Origin of the sequence: Rhodococcus jostii NBRC 16295 (assembly GCF_001894825.1) — a bacterium.
In the GTDB taxonomy this organism is placed as follows: domain Bacteria; phylum Actinomycetota; class Actinomycetes; order Mycobacteriales; family Mycobacteriaceae; genus Rhodococcus_F; species Rhodococcus_F jostii.
Window position 1 is genome coordinate 1 of record NZ_BCWY01000067.1, and the last position, 26,111, is coordinate 26,111.

23 protein-coding genes are annotated in these 26,111 nt (G+C 68.9%); 12 read left to right on the top strand and 11 right to left on the bottom strand.

Going from position 1 to position 26,111, the window contains the following annotated elements:
- The coding region (locus RJ1_RS46905) for a transposase (RefSeq protein ID WP_073366493.1) at nucleotides 1-1,235 on the bottom strand (1,235 nt) is incomplete at its 3' end.
- A 487-nt stretch (nucleotides 1,236-1,722) separates the two neighbouring features.
- A complete protein-coding gene (locus RJ1_RS48025; protein ID WP_369691064.1) occupies nucleotides 1,723-1,947 on the bottom strand; it encodes an excisionase family DNA-binding protein in 225 nt (74 codons plus the stop codon).
- A gap of 101 nt (nucleotides 1,948-2,048) precedes the next feature.
- Here RJ1_RS48025 and RJ1_RS31905 point away from each other — a divergent pair, with 101 nt between their 5' ends.
- Both RJ1_RS31905 and RJ1_RS31910 read left to right on the top strand, forming a co-directional pair.
- Nucleotides 2,049-2,402 carry a mycothiol transferase gene (locus tag RJ1_RS31905; RefSeq protein ID WP_240319962.1) on the top strand — a complete coding sequence of 118 codons (354 nt, stop codon included), beginning with the start codon at nucleotides 2,049-2,051 and terminating at the stop codon, nucleotides 2,400-2,402.
- An 87-nt stretch (nucleotides 2,403-2,489) separates the two neighbouring features.
- Nucleotides 2,490-3,122 (top strand): hypothetical protein, encoded by a 633-nt coding sequence (locus tag RJ1_RS31910; protein ID WP_073366509.1) that lies wholly within the window; start codon nucleotides 2,490-2,492, stop codon nucleotides 3,120-3,122.
- Nucleotides 3,123-3,158: 36 nt separating this feature from the next.
- On the opposite strand, the gene RJ1_RS31915 is transcribed toward RJ1_RS31910, so the two are convergent.
- Nucleotides 3,159-4,919 carry a DEAD/DEAH box helicase gene (locus RJ1_RS31915; RefSeq protein ID WP_073366494.1) on the bottom strand — a complete coding sequence of 587 codons (1,761 nt, stop codon included), beginning with the start codon at nucleotides 4,917-4,919 and terminating at the stop codon, nucleotides 3,159-3,161.
- 108 nt (nucleotides 4,920-5,027) lie between these two features.
- Here RJ1_RS31915 and RJ1_RS31920 point away from each other — a divergent pair, with 108 nt between their 5' ends.
- The 4 genes from RJ1_RS31920 (at nucleotide 5,028) to RJ1_RS31935 (ending at nucleotide 9,245) form a co-directional block, all read left to right on the top strand.
- Entirely contained in the window at nucleotides 5,028-5,825 is a 798-nt protein-coding gene (locus RJ1_RS31920; RefSeq protein WP_073366495.1) for a carbon-nitrogen hydrolase family protein, read from the top strand.
- Nucleotides 5,826-5,884: 59 nt separating this feature from the next.
- Entirely contained in the window at nucleotides 5,885-6,514 is a 630-nt protein-coding gene (locus tag RJ1_RS31925) for a phosphoribosyltransferase (protein ID WP_073366496.1), read from the top strand.
- Nucleotides 6,515-6,613: 99 nt separating this feature from the next.
- A complete protein-coding gene (locus tag RJ1_RS31930) occupies nucleotides 6,614-7,318 on the top strand; it encodes a DUF8548 family protein (RefSeq protein ID WP_073366510.1) in 705 nt (234 codons plus the stop codon).
- Nucleotides 7,319-7,457: 139 nt separating this feature from the next.
- Nucleotides 7,458-9,245, top strand: coding sequence for an AMP-dependent synthetase/ligase (locus tag RJ1_RS31935; RefSeq protein WP_073366497.1), 1,788 nt, complete (start codon nucleotides 7,458-7,460; stop codon nucleotides 9,243-9,245).
- Nucleotides 9,246-9,296: 51 nt separating this feature from the next.
- Here RJ1_RS31935 and RJ1_RS31940 read toward each other — a convergent pair whose 3' ends face one another.
- Nucleotides 9,297-9,920 carry an alpha/beta hydrolase gene (locus tag RJ1_RS31940; protein WP_073366511.1) on the bottom strand — a complete coding sequence of 208 codons (624 nt, stop codon included), beginning with the start codon at nucleotides 9,918-9,920 and terminating at the stop codon, nucleotides 9,297-9,299.
- Nucleotides 9,921-9,965: 45 nt separating this feature from the next.
- Between RJ1_RS31940 and RJ1_RS31945 the strand changes: the two genes are divergently transcribed.
- The gene (locus RJ1_RS31945; protein ID WP_073366498.1) at nucleotides 9,966-13,433 is read left to right on the top strand and encodes a TM0106 family RecB-like putative nuclease; all 3,468 of its coding nucleotides are present in this window, start codon (nucleotides 9,966-9,968) and stop codon (nucleotides 13,431-13,433) included.
- Here the strand turns inward: RJ1_RS31945 and RJ1_RS31950 are convergent.
- The gene (locus RJ1_RS31950; RefSeq protein ID WP_073366499.1) at nucleotides 13,418-14,596 is read right to left on the bottom strand and encodes an amino acid deaminase/aldolase; all 1,179 of its coding nucleotides are present in this window, start codon (nucleotides 14,594-14,596) and stop codon (nucleotides 13,418-13,420) included. The two genes, RJ1_RS31945 and RJ1_RS31950, sit on opposite strands and share 16 nt — an antisense overlap.
- An 82-nt stretch (nucleotides 14,597-14,678) precedes the next feature.
- A complete protein-coding gene (locus tag RJ1_RS31955; protein WP_073366500.1) occupies nucleotides 14,679-15,323 on the bottom strand; it encodes a TetR/AcrR family transcriptional regulator in 645 nt (214 codons plus the stop codon).
- 102 nt (nucleotides 15,324-15,425) lie between these two features.
- Here RJ1_RS31955 and RJ1_RS31960 point away from each other — a divergent pair, with 102 nt between their 5' ends.
- Together RJ1_RS31960 and RJ1_RS31965 are read left to right on the top strand one after the other, a co-directional pair.
- Complete coding sequence (locus tag RJ1_RS31960; RefSeq protein WP_073366501.1) at nucleotides 15,426-16,742, top strand: D-arabinono-1,4-lactone oxidase; 1,317 nt, start codon at nucleotides 15,426-15,428, stop codon at nucleotides 16,740-16,742.
- 10 nt (nucleotides 16,743-16,752) lie between these two features.
- The gene (locus RJ1_RS31965) at nucleotides 16,753-18,117 is read left to right on the top strand and encodes an amidase family protein (protein ID WP_073366502.1); all 1,365 of its coding nucleotides are present in this window, start codon (nucleotides 16,753-16,755) and stop codon (nucleotides 18,115-18,117) included.
- Between the two features lie 14 nt (nucleotides 18,118-18,131).
- On the opposite strand, the gene RJ1_RS31970 is transcribed toward RJ1_RS31965, so the two are convergent.
- The 3 genes from RJ1_RS31970 to RJ1_RS31980 all read right to left on the bottom strand — a co-directional run bounded on the left by RJ1_RS31970 (nucleotide 18,132) and on the right by RJ1_RS31980 (nucleotide 21,220).
- Nucleotides 18,132-19,097 carry an adenosine deaminase gene (locus RJ1_RS31970; protein ID WP_073366503.1) on the bottom strand — a complete coding sequence of 322 codons (966 nt, stop codon included), beginning with the start codon at nucleotides 19,095-19,097 and terminating at the stop codon, nucleotides 18,132-18,134.
- A gap of 26 nt (nucleotides 19,098-19,123) precedes the next feature.
- A complete protein-coding gene (locus RJ1_RS31975) occupies nucleotides 19,124-20,320 on the bottom strand; it encodes a class I adenylate-forming enzyme family protein (protein ID WP_073366512.1) in 1,197 nt (398 codons plus the stop codon).
- A gap of 93 nt (nucleotides 20,321-20,413) precedes the next feature.
- Nucleotides 20,414-21,220, bottom strand: a complete 807-nt coding sequence (locus RJ1_RS31980) for an enoyl-CoA hydratase/isomerase family protein (RefSeq protein ID WP_073366504.1) — start codon at nucleotides 21,218-21,220, stop codon at nucleotides 20,414-20,416.
- A 40-nt stretch (nucleotides 21,221-21,260) separates the two neighbouring features.
- On the opposite strand from RJ1_RS31980, the gene RJ1_RS31985 reads away from it, so the two are divergent.
- On the top strand, nucleotides 21,261-22,625 hold the full coding sequence (locus RJ1_RS31985) for an FAD-binding oxidoreductase (RefSeq protein ID WP_083400679.1): 1,365 nt from the start codon (nucleotides 21,261-21,263) through the stop codon (nucleotides 22,623-22,625).
- On the opposite strand, the gene RJ1_RS31990 is transcribed toward RJ1_RS31985, so the two are convergent.
- Nucleotides 22,579-24,090 carry an MFS transporter gene (locus RJ1_RS31990; protein ID WP_073366506.1) on the bottom strand — a complete coding sequence of 504 codons (1,512 nt, stop codon included), beginning with the start codon at nucleotides 24,088-24,090 and terminating at the stop codon, nucleotides 22,579-22,581. The two genes, RJ1_RS31985 and RJ1_RS31990, sit on opposite strands and share 47 nt — an antisense overlap.
- A 2-nt stretch (nucleotides 24,091-24,092) precedes the next feature.
- The gene (locus RJ1_RS31995; protein ID WP_073366507.1) at nucleotides 24,093-24,716 is read right to left on the bottom strand and encodes a PadR family transcriptional regulator; all 624 of its coding nucleotides are present in this window, start codon (nucleotides 24,714-24,716) and stop codon (nucleotides 24,093-24,095) included.
- 79 nt (nucleotides 24,717-24,795) lie between these two features.
- Here RJ1_RS31995 and RJ1_RS32000 point away from each other — a divergent pair, with 79 nt between their 5' ends.
- Together RJ1_RS32000 and RJ1_RS32005 are read left to right on the top strand one after the other, a co-directional pair.
- Nucleotides 24,796-25,509: a GNAT family N-acetyltransferase gene (locus tag RJ1_RS32000; protein ID WP_073366508.1), complete on the top strand. Its 714-nt coding sequence runs from the start codon at nucleotides 24,796-24,798 to the stop codon at nucleotides 25,507-25,509.
- 30 nt (nucleotides 25,510-25,539) lie between these two features.
- Nucleotides 25,540-26,111: glutathione S-transferase family protein (locus RJ1_RS32005; protein ID WP_501193855.1), on the top strand; the 572-nt coding region annotated here is incomplete at its 3' end.

The following is a 26,111-nucleotide window of genomic DNA, read 5'->3' on the forward strand; positions in this document are numbered from 1 at the left end:
TGGGTCTCGAGGGTGGTGAGATCCTCGACCGCGATCACCTGCGCGCCGGCTGCGGCGGCGTAGTCGGTGGCCTGCCGGGCGAAGTCGAAGGCCAGTTCCCGGTTGATCTTGCCTCTCTTGGCACCTACCGCGGTGCGATGGGCGTCGAGGACGGCGATCTTCTCCTCCAACTCGGCGCGGACCTCGGGCGGGGCGGCAGCGGCCAGGCGTGTCAACCGGGCCGCCTTGGCGTGCAGCAGCTGGCCTTCGGCTTGCAGGCGCGCCAGCTTGATCCCGAGGCCGCGGTCGTCGTAGGTCCAGCCCCGGTAATCCGACACCAGCCCCTCGGGGTTTTCGGCGGCGATGGCGGCGGCACCCAGAGTGGACGGCGACCAATCGACCCCCATCGCCATGGTGGCCGAGTCCAGGTCGGCTGCCGGGACGAGCTCGGTCGCAGCGCACCGCCACAGCAGGCCCCGGTGGTCGAGGACCAGGGTCGGCAGATGCCAATCGATGATCGCCCTGCCGTGCAGATGCGCCGGGATGGCGGCGGTCAGCCGGACACTGCGCCACTGCGCCCGCCCCGCCGGGGCCGGGCAGGTGGGCAACTTCACCGTCAATACCATTTCACGCTCTGTCACGGTGCTCTGCGCGAGCTGCCGATCGGCGGCCGACAGTCGGGCCATCGCCGCCATCCGGGGCGGTTCCTGCACGTCGGTGATCCGCAACCGGCCGGCTGGTGCCTCGCCGCCGCGGCGGGCGTGTGCGATGAGCTGGCGCCGGACTCCTCGAGCGAAGCCCGGTGGCACGTCGTCCGCCGATCCGGTCGGCGGTGCCACAGCCCCGGTGGCCGGGTCGAATCGGGCCGACAGTGCCGCGATCGCGTTATCCCGGTGCGTCAGTGTCCGCAGGGTGGCCATCACCTGAGCGGTCACCACCCGAGCTACCCGCGACGGCACATAGACACCATCCGGGTAGCTCGGGTTCCAGCCGAGGCGGGCCGCGGCAACGTGGCCCTGTGCGGGCAGCCTGCGATCCTGGCGGTCACGCCCGGCGGCGAGCACGTCGAACGTCGGCGGCTGCCACAGCCGTGACACCAACTCCCGCCCGGCCGCGGTGACCAGGTCCAGGAGCCACCCCACCCGGGTGTCGACGTCGTCGAGGCCGATCGGCTCCCCGGTCGCATCGTCGACCGCCCCGTGTGGGCGGGTGGTGACCGCGAATTGCCGCGGCGCAGTCGTTCCCGGCCCGGTCATGCCGGGCACAATTGACGATCGGCGAGCACCGTCGCGGTCGGAGAAGACCCGCGATCCCCCGAGGTGCTCATCGGTTACCCCTTTCCCAACCGTGCGGCGGCACCGCCCCGAAGCCGGTGTTGAATCTGTGTCGACCGCAGCTGATAGAGGCGGCCGGAGAACGATGCCGGCAACACCGTGACGTCATCCATCAACCCTCCCACCAGCGATCTGTCGCCCTTTGTCTCGCAGGACCTCGACTGTAACGCCGGCCTCCGACAAGAACCGCAAGATCCACGCCACCGACGAACCGGGCCACCCGATCTCGCCACACCCTCACCACCGGGAACCCCGCCCTCGGCCGGGGTGTCGAGCATCCGGCCGCGCCCCGCCCCGCTTCTCCCTCGAGACCCGAACCGAGACCCGAACCGCGATCCTTGTAGACCCGATATATCTCACCGGTAGCGCTCTCCCGCAACATCTTTTCCTGATTGGCCAGCGACGCCTCTTACCCGGTCGAGCCCGACACGAGGCAATACAATGCCTCCACCCTCTCCGGCGTCGCTCCCGCACACTCCGATGCAGGCCTGCCCAGATAGGCGTCGAGGTCCGCGCGGTCAAAGATTCGGTGACCCGAACCGGTGCGCCGAGACGGCAACCGGCCCTCCGATGCCGCCTTGCGCACCCCCACTACCGACATGCCCAAGTATTCCGCAGCCTCACCGATTCGCATCGACAGACAGTGTCAGAACCTACTCGATAGTATTAGATATCGAGGCAACAGTTGAGAGCCTGGCGTCCCTCCTCAAGCACATCATCGACGGCGAGGAGGCGATGACCTCCCGGATCACCGGTACCCCGCGCGGTGGCGGCGATCCGGTGGCCGCGTGGATGGCCGCCTGGAACGTCACCGACGACGAGACCGTCGACGTCCTCCGCGCCCGACTCGACGACGCGCAATGCGCAACCGAGGCCACGGTCGCCGCCGAAACGGATCTCGATCGCGACGTCCACCTGCCCGCCGAGGTGGCGCAGTGGATGGCGCCGGGAGTCGTTTTCACGGTCCGTTTCCTGCTGTTGCACCAGATCGAGGAGCTCGCCCGGCACGCCGGTCACGCCGACATCATCCGGCAGTCCCTCGACGGCGCACGAGCCGATACGCTCGCCGGCGGAGGCAGCTGGTCCTGACTCTTTCCCCGGTCTCGGGTAAATTCTCCGCTCGGGCGGCGCTGCAGAGCGGCCCGGACGAGACAACGAGGAGTTCAGGTGGACGGTATGAGCGTGACGCGACGCACGATCGCGGCGGCAACGGTCGGCATCGCGGCGACTTTCGGACTCTCCGGCACGGCAGCCGCGGAGCCGGCAACCCCGGACGTCCCCGGACTCGCCGAGCTGCGCACCCAGGCCGACAAGCCCGAGTCGAAGGCGGCGGTGGAGGCGTTGGCCACGTCGACCGTGCTGCACGACGTCGCGGGTGCGTACACCCCGTTCCTCTACACGGCACCGACCGTGGGCTGCGGCACCGTCGCACCGGTCACGCTGACGCTGGCGTCGGGCACCACCGGACCCACGGCCGAGGTGAAGGCCGACGAGATCAGCTTCCAGGCGCTCTCCGCCTACCCCGGTGTCGTGAAGTCCTCCGGACTGAACGTCGCGTGGATCAACACCAACACCGGTGCCAGCGGAATCCTGCCCCTCGACGGCGTCACGGAAGGCGGCTATCCGGCGCTGAACAAGGTCGTGACGACGGGGCCGGGCACCGTCGTCGCATCGATCTTCGGCACCGTCGGCTACACCAACGCGACCTGCTACGTGCTGCCGACCGTCGGTTCGTTCTTCGTTCCCGAGGAGGGCCCGCTGCCCGCCGAGGCGGCACAGCCTGCCCCGGCTCCCGCTCCCCCGGCGTAACCGCCGGGGATCCCGTCCGGGACGGCCGCGCGAGTACTACTCGCGCGGCCCTTTCCTGCTGTCCCGGTCGCGCTGGAACTTTCCGCCTGCCCGATCGTCGCGGCCACCGCGCGGTCGACCCGACGGCGGACCCGAATCGGGCTGCAGCTGAATCAGCACACCGGAGATCCTGGTACGGCGCAGGGCCTCGAGCGTCTCGGGGGCCAGATCGGCGGGCAACTCCACCAGACTGTGGTCCGGGCGGATGCTGATGTGCCCGAAGTCGCTGCGCCGCAGCCCACCCTCGTTCGCGATGGCACCGACGATCGCACCCGGCACCACACGGTGCCGCTTGCCGACCGCGATGCGGTACGTCGCGAGCTCCTGGCCCTCCGGTCCACGCGACCGCGTCGGCGGACCGTCGTCGAAACGGCGCGCGGGACGTTCGCGGGGCTCACGCTCACGGCGGGGCGCGGGCGGCGGTTCGGGCGCCATGAGGAACGCCTCGCCGTCGCGCGACTGCACCGCGAGCGCGGCGGCGATGTCGGCGAGCGGCACGTCGTGCTCCTGCTCGTAGTCCTCGATCATCTTGCGGAACAACGCCAGGTTGTCGGACGTGAGGCTCTCGGTGATCGAGTCACCGAACTTGGACACCCGCTGCGCGTTGACGTCGTCGACGCTGGGCAGCTGCATCTCCGCCAGCGGCTGACGGGTCGCCTTCTCGATTGCCTTGAGCAGGTGCCGCTCGCGCGGTGCCACGAACAGCAGCGCCTCGCCCGCACGCCCGGCGCGACCGGTACGGCCGATCCGGTGGACGTACGACTCCGTGTCGTGCGGGATGTCGTAGTTGACGACGTGGGAGATGCGGTCCACGTCCAGACCACGCGCGGCCACATCGGTGGCCACGAGGATGTCGAGGGCGCCGCCCTTGAGCTGGCCGATGGTCCGCTCACGCTGCGCCTGCACGATGTCGCCATTGATCGCCGACGCGGAGAAACCGCGAGACCGCAATTTTTCGGCGAGGTCCTCGGTGGCCTGCTTGGTGCGCACGAAGATGATCATCGCCTCGAAGTCCTCGACCTCGAGAACACGCGTCAGGGCGTCGAGCTTGCGCTGGTGCGCCACCTGGACGTACCGCTGCGAGATGTTGGAGGCCGTCGACGTCTTCGACTTCATCGTGATCTCGACGGGGTCGTGCATGTACTGCTTCGAGATCTTGCGGATGGCGCCCGGCATCGTCGCCGAGAACAGCGCCACCTGCTTGTACTCCGGAGTGTCGGCGAGGATGCGCTCGACGTCCTCCTGGAACCCCATCTTCAGCATCTCGTCGGCCTCATCCAGGACGAGGTAGGAGAGCTTGGACAGGTCGAGGGTGCCCTTCTCCAGGTGGTCGATCACGCGACCGGGCGTGCCCACCACCACGTGTGCGCCACGCCGCAGTCCCGACAACTGGACGCCGTAGCTCTGACCACCGTAAATGGGCAGGACGTGCAGGCCCGGAATATGGGCGGAGTACTTGCCGAACGCCTCCGCGACCTGCAGGGCCAGCTCCCTCGTCGGCGCGAGGACCAACGCCTGCGGCGACTTCTGCGTCAGGTCGATCTTCGAGAGGATCGGTACCGCGAACGCAGCGGTCTTGCCGGTGCCGGTCTGCGCCAGGCCGACGACGTCGTTGCCGGCGAGGAGGGGCGGAATGGTGGCTGCCTGGATCGGCGAGGGCGACTCGTAGCCCACATCGGACAGTGCCTTCAAGACCCGATCATCGATGTCGAGGTCGGCAAAAGTGGGGGGTTCGGGGTCACGCTCGATATCACTCATTGACCAGCAGTTTAGTGCACGAGTCCACACCGCAACGCCACGCCGCGGAAATACGCGGCGACCGGGACGGGGAACACCCCTGCGACGTCGTCGCCTAGCGTGGACGGCATGGTCGATGTCGCTGTCATTCAGTTCGCTCCCGGTCAGGACAAGCAGGAGAACCTGCGCACCCTCCGCACGCTCACCGCCGAGGCCGCGGGCCGCGGCGCGAAGGTGGTGGTGGCGCCGGAGTATGCGATGTTCACGGCGCCGAGAACGGACGAGCGGATCGTCGAGTCGGCCGAGGGCCTGGACGGCGAGTTCGTCACCGGCCTGGCCGCGACCGCGAAGGAACTCGACATCCACCTGGTGGCGGGTGTCAACGAACAGCTGCCCGCGGACGATCACATCTCCAACACCCTCGTCGCGCTCGGGCCGGGCGGCGACATCGTCGCCACCTACCGCAAACTGCACCTGTACGACGCGTTCGGCTACAAGGAATCCGACGTCATCCGCGCCGGCGAGATCGGCGACCCGGAGACCTTCGCGGTCGACGGCCTCACGTTCGGCATGCAGACCTGCTACGACCTCCGGTTCCCCGAGGTCACCCGCCGCATCGTCGATGCCGGCGCCGACGTGCTGCTGCTGCCCGCGCAGTGGGTGCCCGGACCGCTCAAGGAGGACCACTGGTCCACGCTCGTCCGGGCCCGCGCGATCGAGAACACCGTGTACGTGGCCGCCGCCGACCAGAGCGCGCGAACAGGGGCCGGCAACAGCATGATCGTCGACCCCATGGGTGTGACCCTCGCTTCGCTCGGCGAGCGGGTGGGCGCCGCGGTCGCCGCGGTGAGCGCGGACCGGATCACCGAGGTGCGAGAGAAGAATCCCGCCCTCGCCCTGCGCCGATTCACCGTCACCGAGATCTGAACGACCCGATCGGGAGTAGCGTCGGAGACGAACCGTTCTCCACGATCACGGAGCGTTCGATGCTGTACACCAGTCGCGCCGACGCCGGTCGCAGACTGGCCGCCGCACTCGCCCACCTGCGCGGCACCGACCTGGTAGTGCTCGGTCTGCCACGCGGCGGGGTCCCCGTCGCTTTCGAGATCGCCGCCGCACTGTCGGCCCCCCTCGACGTCGTACTCGTTCGCAAACTGGGTGTCCCGTGGCAGCCGGAACTCGCCATGGGCGCCATCGGCGAGGGTGACTCCCGGGTGATCAACGACGACGTTCTCCGGATCGCCCGGATCGGCAAGACCGCGCTCGCCATGGTCGAGGCGAAGGAGCGCCGGGAACTCGAACGGCGGGCCCGGGTGCTGCGCGGCGGCAGACCGCGAACGTCGTTGAAGGGCCGTACGGCCGTTCTCGTCGACGACGGGATGGCCACGGGCGCGACCGCGGCGGTGGCCTGCCAATCAGTGCGGAAACTGGGCGCGGCGCGCGTCATCATCGCCGTCCCGGTCGCCGCACCCGAGGCCGTCGGCCGCCTCCGGGTGACCGCCGACGAGGTGATCTGCCCGTACATCCCGGCGGATCTCGGCGGCGTCGGCGCTGCGTACGACGATTTCCATCAACTCTCGGACAGCGAGGTCACGGACCTGCTGACCCTCCACTGACGGTCGTTCTCGAGGAATCTTCAGCTCCGGTGCAACGTTCCCGGAGGCCCTGTCGATACACCGGACAGAGCACAGAACAGACTGCCTTTGGAGGATCTCGTGACCGTCTCTGCCGATACCGTCGAAACCGTCGTCACCGCCTGCCGCGACCGATTGGGCGACCCGTCCGGCTGGGTCACATCGGATGCCTATCGGCACAGCCTCGCCCTGTGCATCATCGAGTCGGTGCAGTCGAGCGCCGGGCACAGCGAGGTCGCCGTCGTCGACCGCTACCTGGCGTACCGGCGGGCGCACCCCGATCAGCCCCTCACCGACGGCGCCCGCGACCTGCTCCGCACGTTCGAGGAGGCGGGCAGCTCGGAACAGTGGGCGGGCAAGGTCGGCTCGTACAAACGGCGATACACCGCCACCGGCGTGCCGATCGAGGCGCGTCACATCCAGCTGGCGGCGGAGCGGCTCCACCAGCTCCGCATCAACAGCATCGACGACCTACTGGAGGCCGCGCGCGACGAGGCCGCCCTGGAGCAGATCCACGACGCCTGGATCGAGGTGTGCGGTGAGAGCAGCGACGTCACCTGGGCACACTTCCTGATGCTCGCCGGGATCCCCGGCGTCCGGCCGAATCGGGTGGCGGACGTCTTCATCAGTGGCGCGCTCGGCATCTCCGAGGCCACCGACGACGGTCGTGCGGAAGAAATCCTCGAGGCGACGGCGACCGAGCTCGGGGTCGATCCGGACCAGCTGAACTACGCGATCCGGCGTTGGCTGTCGGCGAATTCGCGTCGTCTGGAAGAGGCCGCCTGAGTTATCAGTTTACGCCGAGTTACACTTATCTCCGCTGGTCAGAACAGAAATACACATAACGGACATCGACCCTGGTGCGAAACTAGGACAAATGTGATCGAATGCACATCCGTCATGTCGTTTCAGTGGAGGGGTCATAGTGCGTGAATTCTCGGTACCGCAGTCGTTCTCAATTCCGGAGGACGCCTCCATGGCGGACACGGTCTTCCGTCATGCCGAGGAAGACCCGAAGTTCGTACCTTTCAAACGTCCGGGCAACGGTGGCTGGGTAGACGTCACCGCCGCCGAGTTCGCGGAGCAGGTCTCCGCCGTCGCGAAGGGTCTCATCGCGTCGGGTGTCGAACTCGGTGACCGCGTCGCGATCCTCTCGGCAACCCGCTACGAGTGGGTCGTCATCGACTACGCGATCTGGACGGCCGGCGGCTGCACCGTCGCCATCTACGAGACGTCCGCACCCGATCAGGCGAAGTGGATCCTCGAAGACTCCGGCACGTCGCTGCTGGTCGTCGAGAACGCGAAGCAGGCCGACGCGCTGAAGGTCGTCACCGAGGCCGCGCCCGATCTGCGGGAGGTGCTGCAGATCGAAGGCGGCGCGATCGACGAGCTGTCGAAGCGCGGGGAGAGTGTCACCGACGAGCAGCTGCACGAGCGTCGTCACCAGGTGCGCGCGTCGTCGCCCGCGACGCTCATCTACACGTCGGGCACCACGGGCCGCCCGAAGGGCGTGCAGCTGACCCACTCGAACTTCTACGCGGAGTCGGCGGCCGTGAAGCTGGCGCTCAGCGACGCGATGTACGCCGGCAGGCGCACGCTGATGTTCCTGCCCCTCGCGCACGTCTTCGCCCGTGCCATCTCGTTCGGTGCGTTCGACGCCAAGGTCACGGTCGCTCACACCGCCGACCTCACCACGCTGCTCGACCAGTTCGCCGCCTTCAAGCCGCACTTCATCCTGTCGGTGCCGCGCGTGTTCGAGAAGGTCTACAACTCCGCCAAGCAGAAGGCGTACGACGGCGGCAAGGGCAGCATCTTCGAGAAGGCGTCCGCCACGGCCATCGCGTTCAGTGAGGCACAGGACAACGGCGGCGCCGGACTGGGCCTCAAGCTCAAGCACGCCCTGTTCGACAAGCTCGTCTATTCGAAGCTGCGCACCGCGCTCGGCGGCGAGTGCGACCGCGCCGTCTCCGGTGGCGCCGCGCTCGGCGCACGCCTCGGTCACTTCTTCCGCGGCATCGGCGTCCCGGTCTACGAGGGCTACGGCCTCACCGAGACCAGCGCCGCCGTCTCGGTGAACACCACCCGGGCCCAGAAGGTCGGGACCGTCGGCAAGCCGATCGACGGCCACGCCGCCAAGATCGCCGAGGACGGCGAACTGCTCCTGAAGGGACCCGTCGTGTTCGACGGCTACTGGCACAACGAGCAGGCCACCGCGGATTCGATCCGGGACGGCTGGTTCCACACCGGCGACCTCGGCTCGATCGACGAAGAGGGCTACATCTCGATCACCGGCCGAAAGAAGGAAATCATCGTCACCGCCGGCGGCAAGAACGTGGCACCGGCGGTCCTCGAGGACGCCCTGCGCGCGCACCCGCTGATCAGCCAGTGCCTCGTGGTCGGCGACGGCAAGCCGTTCATCGGCGCGCTCATCACGCTCGACTCCGAGACCCTGCCGGGCTGGAAGGAACGCCACGGTCTGGCCGCCGACACCCCCGTGTCCGAACTGGTCAAGAACCCCGACCTGGTCGCCGAGATCGACGAGGCCGTGGCCGAGGGCAACAAGAAGGTGTCCAACCCGGAGCAGATCAAGAAGTACCGGATCCTCGAGGTCGACTTCACGCAGGAGACAGGTGAGCTCACGCCCACGCTGAAGCTCAAGCGGAACGTCATCCACAAGGAGCACGGCGCGGCCATCGAGGCCATCTACGCGTAAGCGGCTCCGCCGCCCGTGAGTGCTCGAGGAGTGCAGGGACTCCTCGGCCACTCACGGGCGCGTAGCGCCCAGCACGAAGTCGCGAACCACCGCCGTGACGGTGGCGTGGACCTTCTCGTGGAGCAGGTCGTGTCCGGCATCGTCGAACTCCCGGAATTCGAGGCCGCGGACGCCCGCAGCCCAGTCGCGGACGGGATCGATCGGTGCGATGCGATCGTCCACGCCGTGCACCGCGAGCAGCGGGATCCCCGCTGATCCCAGGCCCTCCGCCGTCTGCGGCACGGCGGCGGTCTTCGGCATCCCGCACAGGATCGCGCACCGGAAACCGGAGTCACCGCGCAGGAGAAGCTCCATCGAGACCGCGGCGCCGAGAGAGTGCCCCATGAGGGCGAGCGGGACATCCGGCGCGTGCTGCTCGGCGAGGCGGGTGAGGAGCGCGGCGTCCTCAGCCAAGTCCGCGACCGGCCCCGGATGGTCACCCTCGGACAGGCCGTGGCCCGCCTGGTCGATTCCCCACACCCCGATTCCCGCCGTCGTCAGTCCGCGCGCGAACCGGTGGTAATGGCCCGTGTGCTGCCCCATGCCGTGGAGAAAGACGAGCTGGGCGACCGGTCCACCCACCGCGCTCCAGTGCCGGTAGTGGACCTGTCCGGAGTGGCCGTCGAAGAAAGGCATGGCTGCCATTCTGGGCCTGTCGCACCCCGATGGCACAATCGGCCTGTGTTCCTCCTCGACGACACGATCGTCTACAGCGCCAGCGACCTCTCCGCGGCTGCCACCTGCGAGTTCGCCTTGCTGCGCCGGTTGGATGCCACGCTCGGGCTCGCCGGCGCCGATTCCTCGGGCAGGTCCGCCGACGACGATCCGATGTTGCAGCGGACGTCGAGCCTCGGCGACGCGCACGAACAGCGGCGGCTCGAGCGGTTCCGCGTCGAGTTCGCCGACGGGGTGGTCACGATGGAGCGCCCCGAATACACGAAGGTGGGGCTGTTCGACGCGAACCTGGCCACTGTGGAGGCGCTTCGCGGCGGCGCCGACGTCGTGTATCAGGGCACGTTCTTCGACGGCCGCTTCCTGGGTTTCTGCGACTTCCTCGTCCGCGACGGCGACACGTACGCCGTCTACGACACCAAGCTGTCGCGGCACGCGAAGGTGTCGGCACTACTTCAGCTCGCCGCGTACGCGGAGGCACTGGCCGACAACGGAATTCCGACCTCACCGGAGGTCCACCTGCTGCTCGGCGACGACAGCGACTCCGCACACCCGCTCGGCGACATCGTTCCCGTGTACTCGGCTCGGCGGACGTCTCTCGAACAAATCCTCGACGAGCACCGCGACGAGCAGGCGGTCGCGGAGTGGGGCGACCCCCGGTACACGGCATGTGGTCGCTGCGAGACGTGCACCCCGGAAGTGGAGCAGCACCGCGACCTCCTGCTGGTGGCGGGCATGCGTACGACGCAGCGGAGCAGGCTGATCGCGGCAGGAATCGGCACGCTCGACGCGCTCGCAGCGCATTCCGACGGCGTCGAGGGTCTCCCCGAGCGCACCCTGGACACGCTTCGCGCCCAGGCCGTTCTGCAATTGCGCCAGGAGGCCTCGGGGACCCCGGAGTTCCAGGTGTACGCCCCGCAGGCGCTGGGCGGGCTGCCGGAACCGGACGACGGCGACATCTTCTTCGACTTCGAGGGAGACCCTCTGTGGGCCGAGGACGGTTCCACGGACTGGGGTCTCGAGTACCTGTTCGGGGTGGTCGAGGGTCCCGCCGACGACGCCGTGTTCCGGCCGTTCTGGGCGCACGACCGCGCCGAGGAACGGCAGGCCCTCGTCGATTTCCTCGACTACGTCACGGCGCGTCGTCAGCGGTACCCGAACATGCACATCTATCACTACGCCGCGTACGAGAAGTCGGCGTTGCTACGGCTGGCCGGGCGGCACGGCGCCGGCGAGGAGACGGTCGACGCCCTGCTGCGCGACAACGTTCTGGTCGATCTGTACCCGGTGGTGCGGGCATGCCTGCGCATCGGCGAACGTTCGTACAGCATCAAGAAACTCGAACCGCTGTACATGCCGGAGCAGCCGCGCGACGGCGACGTCACCAATGCCGCCGCGTCGGTGGTCGCGTACGCCGATTACTGCGATCACCGCGACAACGGCCGCGACGACGAGGCACGCGCGTTGCTGCAGGGCATCGCCGACTACAACAAGTACGACTGCGACTCCACGCTGCGGTTGCGTGACTGGCTGATCGGGCAGGCGCAGACGCACGGCGTGGAGCTCCGCCCGCCCGGCGACGGCCCCACCCCGGTGACCGAGGAATGCACTCCCGCGGAGGCGGCGTTGCGCGAGTTCGCCGGGCACGGACCGAGCGAGCACCGGGGGCACGATCAGCAGGCGGCTGCGCTCATGGCGGCGGCCGTCGGCTATCACCGCCGTGAGCGGAAACCGTTCTGGTGGGCGCACTTCGATCGGCTGACCGTCCCGCACGACGAGTTGTCGGACATCCGGGACGTCCTGGTGGTGTCGTCCGCGGTCGTCGAGGAGAACTGGCACAAGAGCACCCCGAGGCAGCGCAAGCTGCGCCGTCGCCTCGAGCTCACCGGTCGTTTCGGGACCGGGAGCACCGTGGGGCCCAAGACCACGATGTATGCGCTGTACGACGCTCCCGCACCCGAGGCCGTCGCGGGCGACAATCCGCAGCAGCGGGGTACGTGCACGGTCAACGTGCTCGAGGTCGGGAAGGACGGTCGCCGCCGCGACGTGGTGATCGTGGAGGAACTCCTGAACGGTGAGGAATACGTGCAACTTCCGACGGCGATCACCCCGGGGCCGCCGATCACGACCGACCGCATCGAATCGTCCGTCGCGGTGGCCGCAGACGGCATGTGCACGCCGCTGCCGGACCTCCCGCGGTGCGCGTCGGTGGACATTCTCCGCCGATCCGACCCTCGCACGCGGACCGGGAATCCGCTTCCTCCCGTCGACGGGACGGACTACGCGGGCGCGATCACCGCGGCGCTCCTCGACCTCGACGACTCGTATGTGGCCGTGCAAGGACCTCCCGGCACCGGCAAGACGTACACCGGGGCCCGCGTGATCAAGGCACTCGTCGAGCAGCACCAGTGGCGGATCGGTGTGGTCGCGCAGTCGCATTCGGTGATCGAGAACATGCTCGGCGGCGTCGTGAAGGCCGGGCTCCCCGCCGAACTCGTCGCGAAGAAGGACGGGCGGCATCGCGCCGCGACGTGGACCGACATCAGCTCCAACGACTACCCCGGGTTCATCGACCAGGCGGAGGGAACGGGGTGTGTGATCGGCGGGACCGCATGGGACTTCGCGAACACCGACCGCGTTCCGCCCAGCAGCCTCGACCTCCTGGTCATCGACGAGGCCGGACAGTTCGCGCTGGCCAACACCATCGCGGTGGGCGGCGCGGCACGCAATCTCCTCCTTCTCGGCGATCCGCAGCAGCTCCCGCAGGTCAGCCAGGGCACCCATCCCGAACCGGTGGACGCGTCGGCCCTCGGGTGGCTCGCCGAGGGACATGGGGCGCTGCCCGCGAGCCGCGGTTACTTCCTCGAACGCACGTGGCGGATGCACCCGGACCTGTGCGCGCCCGTGTCGACGCTGTCGTACGACGGCAAGCTACGTTCACAGGAATCAGCCGGTGCCGCACGGCGACTCGACGGGATGGAACCGGGCGTGCACACCGTCTTCGTCGACCATCAGGGCAACGCCACCCAGTCCCCCGAGGAATCGCGGGAGGTGGTCAACCGGATCACGAAGCTCCTCGGTTCCGGCTGGACCGACCCCAGCGAGTTCGAGGGCACCCGTCCGCTCGACGAGTCCGACATCCTGGTGGTGGCGCCGTACAACGCGCAGGTCGGTTTGATCGAACGCGATTTGGCCGCGGTCGGTCTCGACAAGGTCGAGGTGGGAACGGTCGACAAGTTCCAGGGACGGGAGGCGGCCGTCGCCATCGTGTCGATGACGGCGTCCGCGATCGAGGACGTGCCGCGCGGCATGTCGTTCCTGCTGTCGCGCAACCGGATGAATGTGGCGGTCTCCCGCGGTAAATGGGCTGCGATCATCGTCCGATCGGAATCGCTCACGCACTACATGCCGAGTACCCCGGAAGGTCTGACCGAACTGGGCGCCTTCATGCGGCTCACCGGTCAGCCGAAGCACTGACCTTCGCCGCGGTAGGTGGGCACCACGGTGCGGGAGCCGTCCGACTCGACGAGGTGGACGTCGGTGAACCGCTCGCACGACTCGCCCGCCTTGGCGTGCCGGAACCACACCCGGTCGCCGATGCCGAGTTCTTCTGCCGCCCTTCCGGTCACGGGGGTCTGAACCTCCCCCGCACCCTCGTTGCGCAGGAGTTTCAGCCCCGACGGCCACATCGGCTTCGGCACACGACTACCCCCGGCGGGACCGGAGGCGATGTAGCCGCCGCCGAACAGTGTCGCGATGCCGGGGGTGGGTTTCCGGACCGTCGACAGCGCGAAGTACAGGGCCGGGTGCGGGCGGAACGAACGGTACCTGTCGAAGAGCGTCGGCACGTACAGGCCCGAGCCCGCCGTCACCTCCGTGACGACCGGGTCCGCGGAACTCACCTCGAGCGAGCCGGTGCCACCGCTGTTGACGATCTCGAGCACCCCGACCTCCGACTGGACGGCGTTCACCACGGCGCCGCGGCGGGTCGCGAGTTCTTTCGCCGATGCCCGTTTCATCCAGCCGATCGGCGGGCTGGAATCGGGCAGTCCGGCGATCTGCGCTTCGTAGAACATGACGCCGACGACGGCGAACCCGCGCCCCGCGGCGCGCTTCGCGAACGCGGCGACGGCGGACGGTTCGCGGAGCGGGGAGCGGCGGACTCCGATGTGAACGGGCCCGAGTCGCAAAGAGGCGTCCACGTCGACGCACAGCCGGGCGCGGAGGGACACGGTGCCTGCCGCGGCGAGCACGAAGTCGAGTTGGTCGTCGCTGTCGACCATCAGGGTGATCCGGTTCAGCAGTTCCGGGTCGGCGGCCAGTTCGGCGAGGGCCCCGCGGTCGGCGGTCGGGTAGCCCATGAGGATGTCGTTCGCGCCGTGCCGGGCCAGCCAGATCGCCTCGCGGAGCGAGTACGCCATGATCCCGCGGAAGCCGCCTGCCGCGGTGAGATTCTCACCGAGCGCGACTTGGAGCACGGCGCGGCAGCGGACGGATTTGCTGGCGACGCGCACGGGGGTGCCGCCGGCGCGCAGCACGAGGTCGGCGGCGTTGGCGCGCAGCGTGGGCAGGTCGAGTGCGGCCAGCGGCGGGTCGACCTCGGTGGTCGCGGCGATGAGACGGTCGAGCGTCGGCGTCACAGTTCGTCCAATCGTGGTCCATCGATCCGAAGGCGCCAGTCAACCACCGAGTTGGACGATTGTCCAGATCGATCGAATCCAATCAGGACTGCTCGAGGGCCTTCGACGCGATCACCTGCACCATGTCGTCCAGAGCGGCGATCATGGCCTCGCTGTCGCGGTCGACCAGCCACCGCAGCACGAGCCCGTCGAGGATGGCCAGCCCGAACCGCGCGATCGCCTCGACCGGGGTGCCCCAGCCGACTCCGGCGATCCGGGCGCACTCGGCGAGGAACTCGATCGCCTCCTCGTCCATCGTCCGGTACTGCTGACCGGCGATGTCGCCGGCCCGCTCGCTTCCGGACGCGCGGTGCCGCAGAGCCTGCGCGGTGATCTCGTACGTGAGCAACTGCCGATCCGGGGTGGCTTCGATGATCGGCCACATCCCGCTGATCCCGATGTGGAGGAGTTCGCGCAGACCGTCGATCCCGCGCAGGTCCGGCGCGTGCCGCACCTGCCCGAACGCCAGTCGCATCGACTCGCTGAGCTGGAGAACGAGGCTCTCGCCCATCGCGGCGAGGAGTTCCTCCTTGCTCTCGAAGCAGTAGTGCACCACACCGAGCGAGACGCCGGCCTCTTCCGCCACGGCACGCACCGTGACCGACGCGACGCCGCGCTGCTCCGCGATGGCCAGCGCCGACTCGACGAGTTGGGCACGACGTTCATCCGCAGGAAGCCTGTTCAGCATCCTCTGATCGTAGAACCTGCGGGGGCCTCGTCCGTGACCAACACGGACGCCCGACCAACACCGGCATTTGCCTGGACGAGCGTCCAGGTTCATGATGGGCGAATGGCACAGGACACATGGCGCAACTGGGCGGGCACCGAGACGGCGAACCCGCAGCGGTTCGCGACTCCGCGCTCGGTGGAGGAAGTGAGCGCGCTCCTCTCCCGTGCCGCAGAGCAGGGGCAGCGGGTCAAGGCCGTGGGGGCAGGCCACTCCTTCACCGGGGTCGCGGTCACCGACGGCATCCTCGTCGGCCTCGACGCCCTGACCGGGATCGAATCCGTGACGCTCGACGAACCGGCGGGCGCGCTCGTCACCGTGCTCGCCGGCACGCGGTTGCGCGACCTCAACGAACAACTCTGGCACCGCGGCCTGGCCATGATCAACCTCGGCGACATCGACGTGCAATCGGTGGCGGGCGCGTTGTCCACCGGAACACACGGCACCGGAGCGCGTTTCGGGGGTCTCGCCACTCAGGTCCGCGCCCTCCAGGTGGTACTGGCGGACGGATCGGTGACCGACTGCTCCCCCACCGAGAACCCCGAACTGTTCGAGGCCGCACGTCTCGGCCTCGGCGCGGTGGGCATCATCTCGAAGGTCACGATCCAGTGCGTGCCGAACTACGTGATGCACGCCGTCGAGGCACCCGAGTCGTTGGACGCCACCCTCGAGCGACTCGACCACGACCGCAGCACCATCGACCACTTCGAGTTCTACTGGTTCCCCCACACCCGGCGTGTGCTGACGAAACGCAACACCCGGCTCCCCGGTGACACTCCGACGTCGCCCGTCCATCCGGTCCGCGCGTACGTCGACGACGAACTGCTGTCCAACATCGTGTTCGAGGGCATCAACCGGGTGGCCGGCCTTGTGCCCTCGACGATCCCGAAGATCAACCGGCTGTCGTCGCGCATCCTGGGCGCGCGGGAGTACACCGATCGCAGCTACCGCGTCTTCGCGTCGGAGCGCCGGGTCAAGTTCCGCGAGATGGAATACGCGGTTCCCACCGAGGCACTGCCCGGCACTCTCGCCGCGATCGATGCGTGGGTGGAGAAGTCCGGGTTCACGGTGGCGTTCCCCGTCGAGGTCCGGTTCGCTGCGGGCGACGACGTGTGGCTGTCGACGGCGAACGGGCGCGACACGGCGTACATCGCGGTGCATCAGTATCACCGCCGCGATCACGAACCCTACTTCGCCGCGGTCGAGGCGATCGCCCGGGACGTGGACGGCCGGCCGCACTGGGGCAAGCTGCACGGGCGCACCGCCGAGGATTTGCGGCCCGCGTATCCGAACTTCGACGAGTTCGTCGCCGTGCGCGACAAGTACGACCCCGAGCGAATGTTCGGCAACGCGTACCTGCAGCAGGTCCTGGGTCGCTAACGTGGGTTAGGTGCCCCCCAGTCGATCTTTCGACCGTCGCGCCTTCCTCCGCGTCGCCGGAACCTCCGGGGCGGCGGCGCTCGGCATCGCCGCGCTCGGTGCCTGTGGAGAACGGCTGCACGATCCCGAGGTCCCGCCCCTTCCCGACGGCCTGTCCGTTCCCGGCGGCGGTGCGGTGTCCGAGTTCGCACCCGTCGACAAGGCGACGTGGCGCGTCCAGGGTGATCCGCTGGTCGCGCCGACCGGCGACGGGCCCCTCGCCGACATGCGACTTGCCGTCACCGACCTGTATGCCGTTGCGGGACAGCAGATCGGTGCGGGCAGCGGGCGGCGGCTCGCCGAGGCACCGGTCGAAACCGGAACCGCCGCCGCCGTGGCACGGCTCCTCGGCCAGGGTGCCCGCGTCGTCGGCCTGGCACAGACCGACGACCTCGGCTACGGGCATTCCGGTGTCAACCAGCAGTTCGGGACGCCACCCAACCCGCGGTCCGAGGACCGTCTGCCCGGCGGCGCGACGTCGGGCGCGGCGAGCGCGGTCGCGCAGGGTAGCGCCGACATCGGCCTGGGAGTCGACACCACCGGTTCCGTCCGGATCCCCGCCTCGTATCAGGGCCTGTACGGCTTCGCGCCGTCGCGGGGCGCCGTCTCCACCGAGGGCCTGTTCCCGTTGTCCCCCACGTTCGACACCCCCGCATGGGTCTGCGGCGACCTCGACACCCTCGTCGCCGTGTCCGGCGCCCTGCTCCCCCTCACCGCGGAGACCCCGTTCCGCAGCGCGCTCACCTCGGACGGCATCAACGCCGTCGCCGAGGCCGGCGTCCTCGGCGCGGTGCGCGGTGCCCTGACGTCGTGGGAGAAGAGTTCCCTGCCCCGGCTGACGTGGACCGACACGGACATCGGCCGGCTCCCCGACTGGTACGACGCCGTCGTCGACGTGCAGGGCTTCGAGGCGTGGCAACTGCACGGCGACTGGGTGAGCGAGACGATGGCGGCGCTCGGCGACGAACCGCGCCGCAATTTCGTCGACGCGAGCCGCATCTGGGAATCCACGTACGGCCGGAAGATGATCATGCTGGCCGAGGCATCGAAGACGATCACCGCGTACGTCGGCGACAGCCTGCTCCTACTGCCCGCGACGTCCTCGGTGGCGCCCGAGCGGACGAGTTATCCCAGCGGGGACCGATTCCGGAACACGATGCGCACCACGGGGATGCTCACGTGCCTCGCGTCGATCTCGGGTCTGCCCAGCGCGACCGTGCCGTTGCGGACCGACGACGGGATTCCCGTCGGCCTCTGCCTGGTCGGTCCGTTCGGCCGCGACCGCGACGTCCTGGCCGTCGCCGGCAGCCTCGGCGATGCCGGACTGATCGACTGACGGCCGGGGGTCCGTCAGCCGCGGAGCAGTTCCGCCTTGCGCGCGTCACTGGCGAACGACGCCGTGATCGAGTTGCGCGCCAACGTTTCCCGCTCCGCGTCGGTGAGCCCGAGCTGATCGCGCAACTGCGCGAAGTTGTCGTCGACGTACCCACCGAAGTACGCGGGATCGTCGGAATTGACGGTGACGAGCAGACCGGCCTCGAGCATGGTCCGCAGCGGGTGCTCCGACAGGGAATCGACGACGCACAGCCGCACGTTCGACAACGGGCACACGGTGAGCGGCACTTCCTCGTCCACCAGGCGCGCCACGAGCGCCGGGTCCTCGAGCGCCCGCACCCCGTGGTCGATGCGCTCGGCGCCGAGGAGGTCGAGCGCCTGCCAGATGTACTCCGGCGGGCCTTCCTCACCGGCGTGCGCGACCACGTGCAGACCTTCCGACCGGGCGCGGGCGAACACGTCCTCGAAGAGCGACGGCGGGTTGCCCACCTCGGCCGAGTCCAGTCCGAGCCCGACGATCGGCGTCTGCAACCGGATGATCTCCGAGAACACTTCCTCCGCCTCGTGCACGGGACGATCCCGCAGGATCGCGGCGATGGCGGCGCTGCTCAGTCCGAACTCCCGCTCGCTGGTTGCCACCGCGTCCATGATCCCGTCGAGCACCTCGTGCAGCGGAACACCACGATTGACGTGGGCCTGCGGATTGAAGAAGAACTCCACGTGCGCGACACCGGCGGCGGACGCCCGTGCGAAGTAGGCCCGGGTGAGGTCCGCGAAATCCTGGGCCGTCCGCAGCACCTGCATGTTGGCGAAGTAGAGGTCGAGGAACGACTGCAGGTCCGTGAACTCGTACCGCGAGCGGAGATCGCCGAGGTCCGCGTACGGCAGCTGCACGGAATTCCGTTCGGCCAGCTCGAAGATCAGCTCGGGTTCGAGGGACCCCTCGATGTGCATGTGCAGCTCGGCGACGGGAGAGCTCACGGGCGAATACCTGCCTTTCGCACCACCTAGGCAGCGGTGTCGCGGTCGACGATACGGACGAAGCCGTCGCCGTCGATATTCGCGGTGTCGCCGGTGTGAAACCAGCCACCCGTGAACGTCTTCGCGGTGACCTCGGGCCTGTTCCAGTACCCGCGGCTGACTCCCGGACCGCGGCACAGCAATTCACCGACACCGCGGCCGGCGTCGGGACCGAACAGGGCCACCTCCATCCCGCCGAACGCGACGCCCACACTGCCCGCGTGCGTCAGAGCGCACTCGTCGGGCAGCGCCAACCCCGTCCCACAGGTCTCGGTCATGCCCCAGCCGAGAAAGTGCCTGGCAGCCGGGAACGTCCGCCTGAGGAGTTGCGACTGTTCCAGCGACAGGCCGGCTCCGCTGTAGTCGATCCAGCGCACCGCGCGCCGGCCGAAGCTCGTCACCCGCGACGTCTCCACCGCCCGCAGGAGGACTGCGGGGGCGGCGGTGAGCACGTCGGCTCCGGTGCCGCGCCACGACGCCGCGTCCGTGCTGCCGGTCAGCAGGACCGTCCCGCCCACCACCAGCGTCGAGAGCAGTTCGACGAGCGATCCGACGGTGTGCAGTTCGGGTTCGACCAGGAGATTGCGCAGCCCCTCGGAGCTGAACCCGCGCGCGTGGAGCACGGATTCGATGGTCGAGAGGACGTTCTCGTTGCTCAGTTCGACGCCCTTCGGGGATTCCGAGGGGCCGGGCGCGTACGACAGCAGCACAAGCTCGTCGGGGCTCGCGCCGTCGTCGATGAACGAGATACCTTCCGGCAGTTCGCCGTCGAGGATCAGTACCGACTCGCTGTCGGCGAGCACCTCACCGGTTTGCGCGTCGCCGAGCGCAGGGCTGACCCCCACCGGCACACCGCCGGCGAGCAGCACGCCGAGGAATGCCTCGACCCAGCGGACCCCGATCGGCTGCCGCACGGCGACGCGGTCGCCGATCTCGACGCCCTTCGCCTTCAGCCCGCCGGCGACCCGCGCCGCGGACGTCCACAGCTGAGAGAACGTGAGCGACCGGCCACCGTCCTCCTCGACGGCCACCCGGCCTGCGTAGCGGTGCACGGACACATCGAGCAGTTCGGTGAGCGACGGGTTGAGTCCGCCGTACCGGAGCAGCCCGTCGCGACCACGGACCACCCGGTCGTCGTGGAAGAACGGACCACTACTCGGGTACTCGACGAGGGACGACGGCATCTGCACCTCCGCTGACTCCACTGCTGCACGATCCGGGACGTTGCCACGACTATATGACTCCCGTCACAGTTGCGGGGAGCGGATCGCCGACGCCTAGCGTCCGGTGTAGGTGGCCTTGCCCGGTCCGACGTCGAGGAAGCTGCGCACGGCGCCCCGCAGGTCGTCGGTCTCGAACAGCGCACCCGACACGTCGGGGGTGATCGAGTCGGCGTGCGCGACGCCACCCGACCGCCACGCGGAGATGATCTGCTTCGTGGCGTCGTGTGCGCGGGTCGGCCCGTCCGCGAGGCGTGCCGTGAGCGCGCGGGCCTCCGCGTCGACGTCCTCGTGGACGGCGTTGACCACACCCCATGTGTGCAGCGTCGCGGCGTCGTACAGGTCGCCGGTCATCACCAGTTCCCGTGCCCGGCCGGATCCCGCCCGTTCGGCCAGCCGCTGCGGCCCGCCCATCGACGGCGTCAGGCCGACGACGGTCTCGACCAGTCCGAACTTCGCCTTCGGTGCAGCGAGAACGATGTCACAGGCGAGCGCGATCTCGAACGCCGCGGTGAGCGTCAGGCCGTGCGCGGCGTACACCACGGGGCAGGGCAGCGCCTCGAGCGGATGGCAGATCTCGGCGAACAGCTCCTGCCACAGATCCGCGCCCTGCTCCGCGGTGAGCCCGTCGAACACGTGGACGTCGACCCCCGCGGAGACCACCTTGCCCTCGGCGCGCAGCAGGACCGCGCGCGGCGGATTCTCGGCGAGCGCCGCCACGTCCGCCTGCACCGCGTCGAACATCGCCTGATCGAACAGATTCAGTGGGCCGTGGGCGAAAGTCAGGATCGCGATCTCGGCGCCGGCGTCGGTGCGGACACGCTCGAGTCGGGTGGGATGCGAAGCGGCGGCAGGCTCAGTCATGCCGCCAGACTGCCACATGCGTTCCGCCTACGATCGGGGTGTGGACTCGCTGCGCGCGGCGCTGGCCGACGTCGTCGGCGAACGGTTCGTGACCGTGGACGCGGACGTGCTCGCCGCCCGCTCCGTCGACCACACGGGCCGCTACAGCGGGCGGGCGGGCGCACTCGTCCGGCCCGCGGATACCGCGGAAGTCTCGGCCGTCCTGGGCATCTGCCGCGGCGCCGGCGTGAAGGTCACCGTGCAGGGTGGGCGCACCGGCCTCGAGGCGGGCACGGTCCCGGAACACGAGGACGTGCTGCTGTCGACGGAGCGGCTGACGTCGATCGGCCCCGTCGACCGCGAGAACCTGCGCGTCACCGTCGGCGCCGGCGTCGTCCTCTCCGTTCTCCAACGCGCCGCGTCCGACGCCGGACTGCTGTTCGGCATCGACATCGCATCCCGCGATTCCGCGACGATCGGCGGCATGGTGTCGACCAATGCCGGTGGGCTGCACACCGTGCGGTACGGCCACATGTCCGCGCAGGTGCTCGGTCTGGAGGTGGTGCTCCCCGACTCCGCGATCGTGCGGCGCAGCATGCGGATGGGCGCGGAGAACTGCGGATACGACCTACCCGCCCTGTGGGTCGGCAGCGAGGGCACCCTCGGCGTGGTCACGACCGTCGACCTCGCGCTCCGCCCCGTCCCCGAGTTCCGCGTGACCGCGATCGCCGGATTCGCGCAACTGACCCGGTTGATCGACGCCGTACGCATCGTCCGGCGGCTCACCGGGGTCGACGCCGTGGAGATGCTCGACGGCCGCGGGCTCGACTTGGCCTCTTCGCGGCTGGGTTTCGCCGGTCCCACCGGACTACCGTGGTACCTCCTCGTGGAACTGGCCGGCGAGCGGGACCTCACCGAGGAGCTTGCCGAGGCACTGGAGCGGTGCGACCCCGACGACGAACCGGCAGTCGGGATCGACGCCGCCGGGCGCGCGCGCGTGTGGGCGGCGCGGGACGCGTTCGCCGAGGTGGTCGGATTGTTCGGCCCACCGCTGAAATTCGACGCGGCGCTCCCGCTGGACACTCTCGCCGCGTTCGTCACCGACGCCGTCGCGATGGTGACGAGCCGGGCACCCGGCGCCGTCCCGGTTCTGTTCGGCCACGTCGCCGACGGCAACCTCCACCTGAATGTGTTGCGCTGCCCCGACGAGTCCGTGCTGTACCGGCCGATCACGGAACTGATCCGCGATCACGCCGGCAACATCGCCTCCGAGCACGGTGTCGGCGCACACAAGCGCAACTACCTGGATCTCGCCCTCGGCCGGGAGGACATCACGGCGATGTGGTCGATCAAGCGGGCGTTCGACCCCGACGACTTCCTCAACCCCGCAGTGATGTTTCCCGACTGGCTGCGTCATCCTCGGTGACGCCGGGCCCCTTATCCCGCAACGGTCGTGCGAAACACACCGAGGCGACGAAACCGACCAGCAGGATGGCGGCGGGCAGCCAGATCGACTGCGACATCGCCGTGGCGAACGGCTCCTTCACGAATTCGGGCATCTCGCCGACGCCGGCCTCCTGACTGTCGCTGTTCAGTCCCTGCGCAGACAGGCGGGCCGTGATGAGTGCGCCGATCGCCGCGCTGCCGAGCACGGCACCGACCTGCCGGGTCGTGTTGTAGACACCGGCTCCGGCGCCCGCCTGATGGGGCGGAAGGTTGTGCGTGGCCGTGGCCGCGAGCGGCGACCAGATACACGCGTTGGCGAGACCGATCAGGCCGATCGGCAACAGCAGTTCCCAGATCGCCACGTCGGGTGACATGACCATGGACAGCCAGCCGAGTGCGATCGAGAACAGCAGAAATCCGGCACCCGCGATGTACCGCGGGTGGGTGCGGTCGACGAGTTTGCCGATGAACGGTGCGAACACACCGGTGAGAACGGCCATCGGCACCAGCAACAGAGCGGACCTCGTCGGCGACAGGCCGCGCACCGCCTGGGTGTAGAACATCAGCGGCAGGACCATCGCGGTGATCGCGAACCCCATGGAGGTGATCGCCACGTTGGCGAGCGAGAAGTTGCGGTCCTTGAACAGCGCCAGCGGCAGGAGCGGCTCGTTCTTGTTCCAGGACTGATACCAGACGAAGACACCGAGAAGAACGAGTCCGGCGCCGATCGACGCCATCACGGTGGCCGACCAGTCGTAGGAGCTGCCTTCCTGGATGCCGAACACGAGGAAGAACATGCCGAGCGCGCTGAGGACGACGCCGGGGATGTCGAACTTGTGCGCGTGGGTCTCGAGTGCGGGAACCAACCGCCAGGCCAGCACGAACGCCATCACGCCGACGGGCACGTTGACGATGAAGATCCACTGCCACCCGAGGTTGTCGACGAGGACACCGCCCGCGAGCGGTCCGACCAGGGTGGCGACACCGGCGACGGCGCCCCACAGACCCATCGCCGTGCCGCGTCGGTCCGGCGGGAACGTGCGGGTGATGACGGCCATCGTCTGCGGCGTCATCAGTGCGGCACCGAGGCCCTGGAACACCCGGGCGACGATGAGCATGGTGATGGTGCCGGACAGACCGCACCACAGCGACGCCCCGGTGAACAGGACGAGCCCGATCAGGTAGATGTTCTTGGGACCGAACCGGTCGCCGAGGCGACCGGTGACCAGCAGCGGCACCGCGTACGCCAGCAGGTAGGCGCTGGTGACCCAGACGACCTTGTTGATGTCGGTGTGCAGGTCGTTCATGATCGCCGGGTTGGCCACCGCCACGATGGTGCTGTCGACGAGGATCATGAAGAAGCCGATGACCAGGGCCCACAGCGCGGGCCAGGGATTTCGATGCTCGGGTGGCGACGCGGGTGGTGCGGTGCGCTCGGTGTCCATCTTCAATCCTTTGCTGAACCGGACGGGATCCGGCGTGAGTGTGTCAGTCGTTCGAGAAGTTCCGGCGAAAGCCACGGCATGGCGCCGGAGTCGATGTCGGTCACCAAAACGCTCAGCCATTCGTGCTCCGCACGAGCGACAGCGAGAAGGAACTCGTTGCCCAGGAGGAAGATCCTGGGAATCTCGGTGGAGCAGGCGAGCGCGGAGGCGGTCTCGAGTTCGCCGATCTCCCTGCGGAGGTGATCGAGGCGGTCCCGGAGCAGTTCCACCACGGTGCGTGCGTCGACGTTGTGCGCCTCCGCCAGCGCGAGTGGAAACTGCGGGTACTCGTGCACCGGGGTGGCGAGCATGTCGCTGACCCGGTGGACCAGTGCCGCACGGCCCGTGTCCGTGATCTCGTACATGGTGCGTTCGGGCCGATTTCCCGCCCTGTCGGTGCCGGTGGTGCGCACCAGTCCTTCACCTTCGAGCCTGCTCACGGTGTGGTACAGCGACCCCGGCCGGATCTTCACGACGCGTCCACGCCGGGCGGCGGCAAGTTGGTACATCTCGTACGGGTGCATCGTGCGTTCGCACAGCAGTCCGAGGATGGTGACACCGAGCGGTGTGAGTGCCACGGTCACCACCTCCCACTACTCCGCAGCGAATACTCCACGTGGAATATACTGTCCGGAGCGGGTGCGAACAAGCGGCTACCGTGGGTCCGTGGACTCCCATCACCTCGACATCATTCGACTCGCCTGGTCACGCGAACTGGGATTGCCCGACGACGCACTCTCCGCCCGGCCCGACGCCGACGACCGTGCCATCCGGGTCGACGACGAGACCGACACGATCCGATTCCTGCGCCTGGGCGAGACGTCCGCACTGGTCGGCCCCCGGTGGGCGATCGAGCGCGCCGACGGGCACACCTCCGAGGAACTGACGGAATCCGCGACGCTGCTCGCACTCACGCAGGACCGATCCGGGCGTTGCGCCGGCCCGGCGGTGCTCGCCTTCGGCACCGACTACCAGGATCCCGCGACCGGCAGACCACCCCTCGTCTCCCACGAGTACGACCACGTCCGCCAGGTCGAGGCGGCGTGTCCCCCGGACGACGTGACCGAGGCCCACCTGGGTGACCGCGCCCGTTGGTTCACCCTTCTCGACGACGCGCAGCAGCCGGTCAGTTCCGCCGGCTACGCCGAGTTCCAGGGTTTCCTCGCCGACGTCGGGGTGCTGACGGCGCCGGCGTTCCGGCGCCGCGGGCTGGGCGCCACGGTCGCCGGGATCGCCACCGACGACGCGCTCGACAGCGGACTGATCGCCCAATGCCGTTCACCCCGCGACAATCTGGCCTCGCGCGCGCTCGCCGCCCGCGCCGGATACCGGGAACTGGGTACATACGCCGCGGTCACGATCTCGCGAAGTACGCTCTGAGACAACATCGAAAGACGGGGACGAGTCGACATGACGGACCGGACGGAAGACCAGCAGAGCACGAAGGGCGCCTACGTCGAATCGGGCGCCGAGTTCACACGTGACACCAACTACATCCCCACCCGCATCACGGCGGACGGCCGCGACGGCTACCCCGTCGAGCCAGGTCGCTACCGCCTCGTCGCAGCCCGCGCGTGCCCGTGGGCCAACCGTGCGGTCATCGTCCGGCGACTGCTCGGACTCGAGGACGTGCTGTCGATGGGGCTGTGTGGACCCACCCACGACAAGCGCAGCTGGACTTTCGATCTGGATCCGGGCGGGCTCGACCCCGTGCTGAAGATCCCGCGCCTGCAGGACGCGTACTTCGCGCGCTTCCCCGACTACCCGCGGGGCATCACCGTGCCGGCGATCGTCGACGTACCCACCGGGCAGGTGGTCACCAACGACTACCCCCGAATGACGCTGGATCTGTCCTCGGAATGGAAGCAGTACCACCGCGAGGGCGCCCCCGACCTGTACCCCGAGGGGCTGCGCGACGAGATCGACGAGGTCGCCGATCTCGTGTTCCGCGACGTCAACAACGGCGTGTACCGGTGCGGCTT

What these genes read in the sequence shown, in the direction of transcription:
- RJ1_RS48025 (WP_369691064.1), bottom strand. Translation starts at nt 1,947, where the DNA reads ATGCGAATCGGTGAGGCTGCGGAATACTTGGGCATGTCGGTAGTGGGG.
- RJ1_RS31905 (WP_240319962.1), top strand. Translation starts at nt 2,049, where the DNA reads ATGACCTCCCGGATCACCGGTACCCCGCGCGGTGGCGGCGATCCGGTG.
- RJ1_RS31910 (WP_073366509.1), top strand. Translation starts at nt 2,490, where the DNA reads ATGAGCGTGACGCGACGCACGATCGCGGCGGCAACGGTCGGCATCGCG.
- RJ1_RS31915 (WP_073366494.1), bottom strand. Translation starts at nt 4,919, where the DNA reads ATGAGTGATATCGAGCGTGACCCCGAACCCCCCACTTTTGCCGACCTC.
- RJ1_RS31920 (WP_073366495.1), top strand. Translation starts at nt 5,028, where the DNA reads ATGGTCGATGTCGCTGTCATTCAGTTCGCTCCCGGTCAGGACAAGCAG.
- RJ1_RS31925 (WP_073366496.1), top strand. Translation starts at nt 5,885, where the DNA reads ATGCTGTACACCAGTCGCGCCGACGCCGGTCGCAGACTGGCCGCCGCA.
- RJ1_RS31940 (WP_073366511.1), bottom strand. Translation starts at nt 9,920, where the DNA reads ATGCCTTTCTTCGACGGCCACTCCGGACAGGTCCACTACCGGCACTGG.
- RJ1_RS31955 (WP_073366500.1), bottom strand. Translation starts at nt 15,323, where the DNA reads ATGCTGAACAGGCTTCCTGCGGATGAACGTCGTGCCCAACTCGTCGAG.
- RJ1_RS31960 (WP_073366501.1), top strand. Translation starts at nt 15,426, where the DNA reads ATGGCACAGGACACATGGCGCAACTGGGCGGGCACCGAGACGGCGAAC.
- RJ1_RS31975 (WP_073366512.1), bottom strand. Translation starts at nt 20,320, where the DNA reads ATGCCGTCGTCCCTCGTCGAGTACCCGAGTAGTGGTCCGTTCTTCCAC.
- RJ1_RS31980 (WP_073366504.1), bottom strand. Translation starts at nt 21,220, where the DNA reads ATGACTGAGCCTGCCGCCGCTTCGCATCCCACCCGACTCGAGCGTGTC.
- RJ1_RS31990 (WP_073366506.1), bottom strand. Translation starts at nt 24,090, where the DNA reads ATGGACACCGAGCGCACCGCACCACCCGCGTCGCCACCCGAGCATCGA.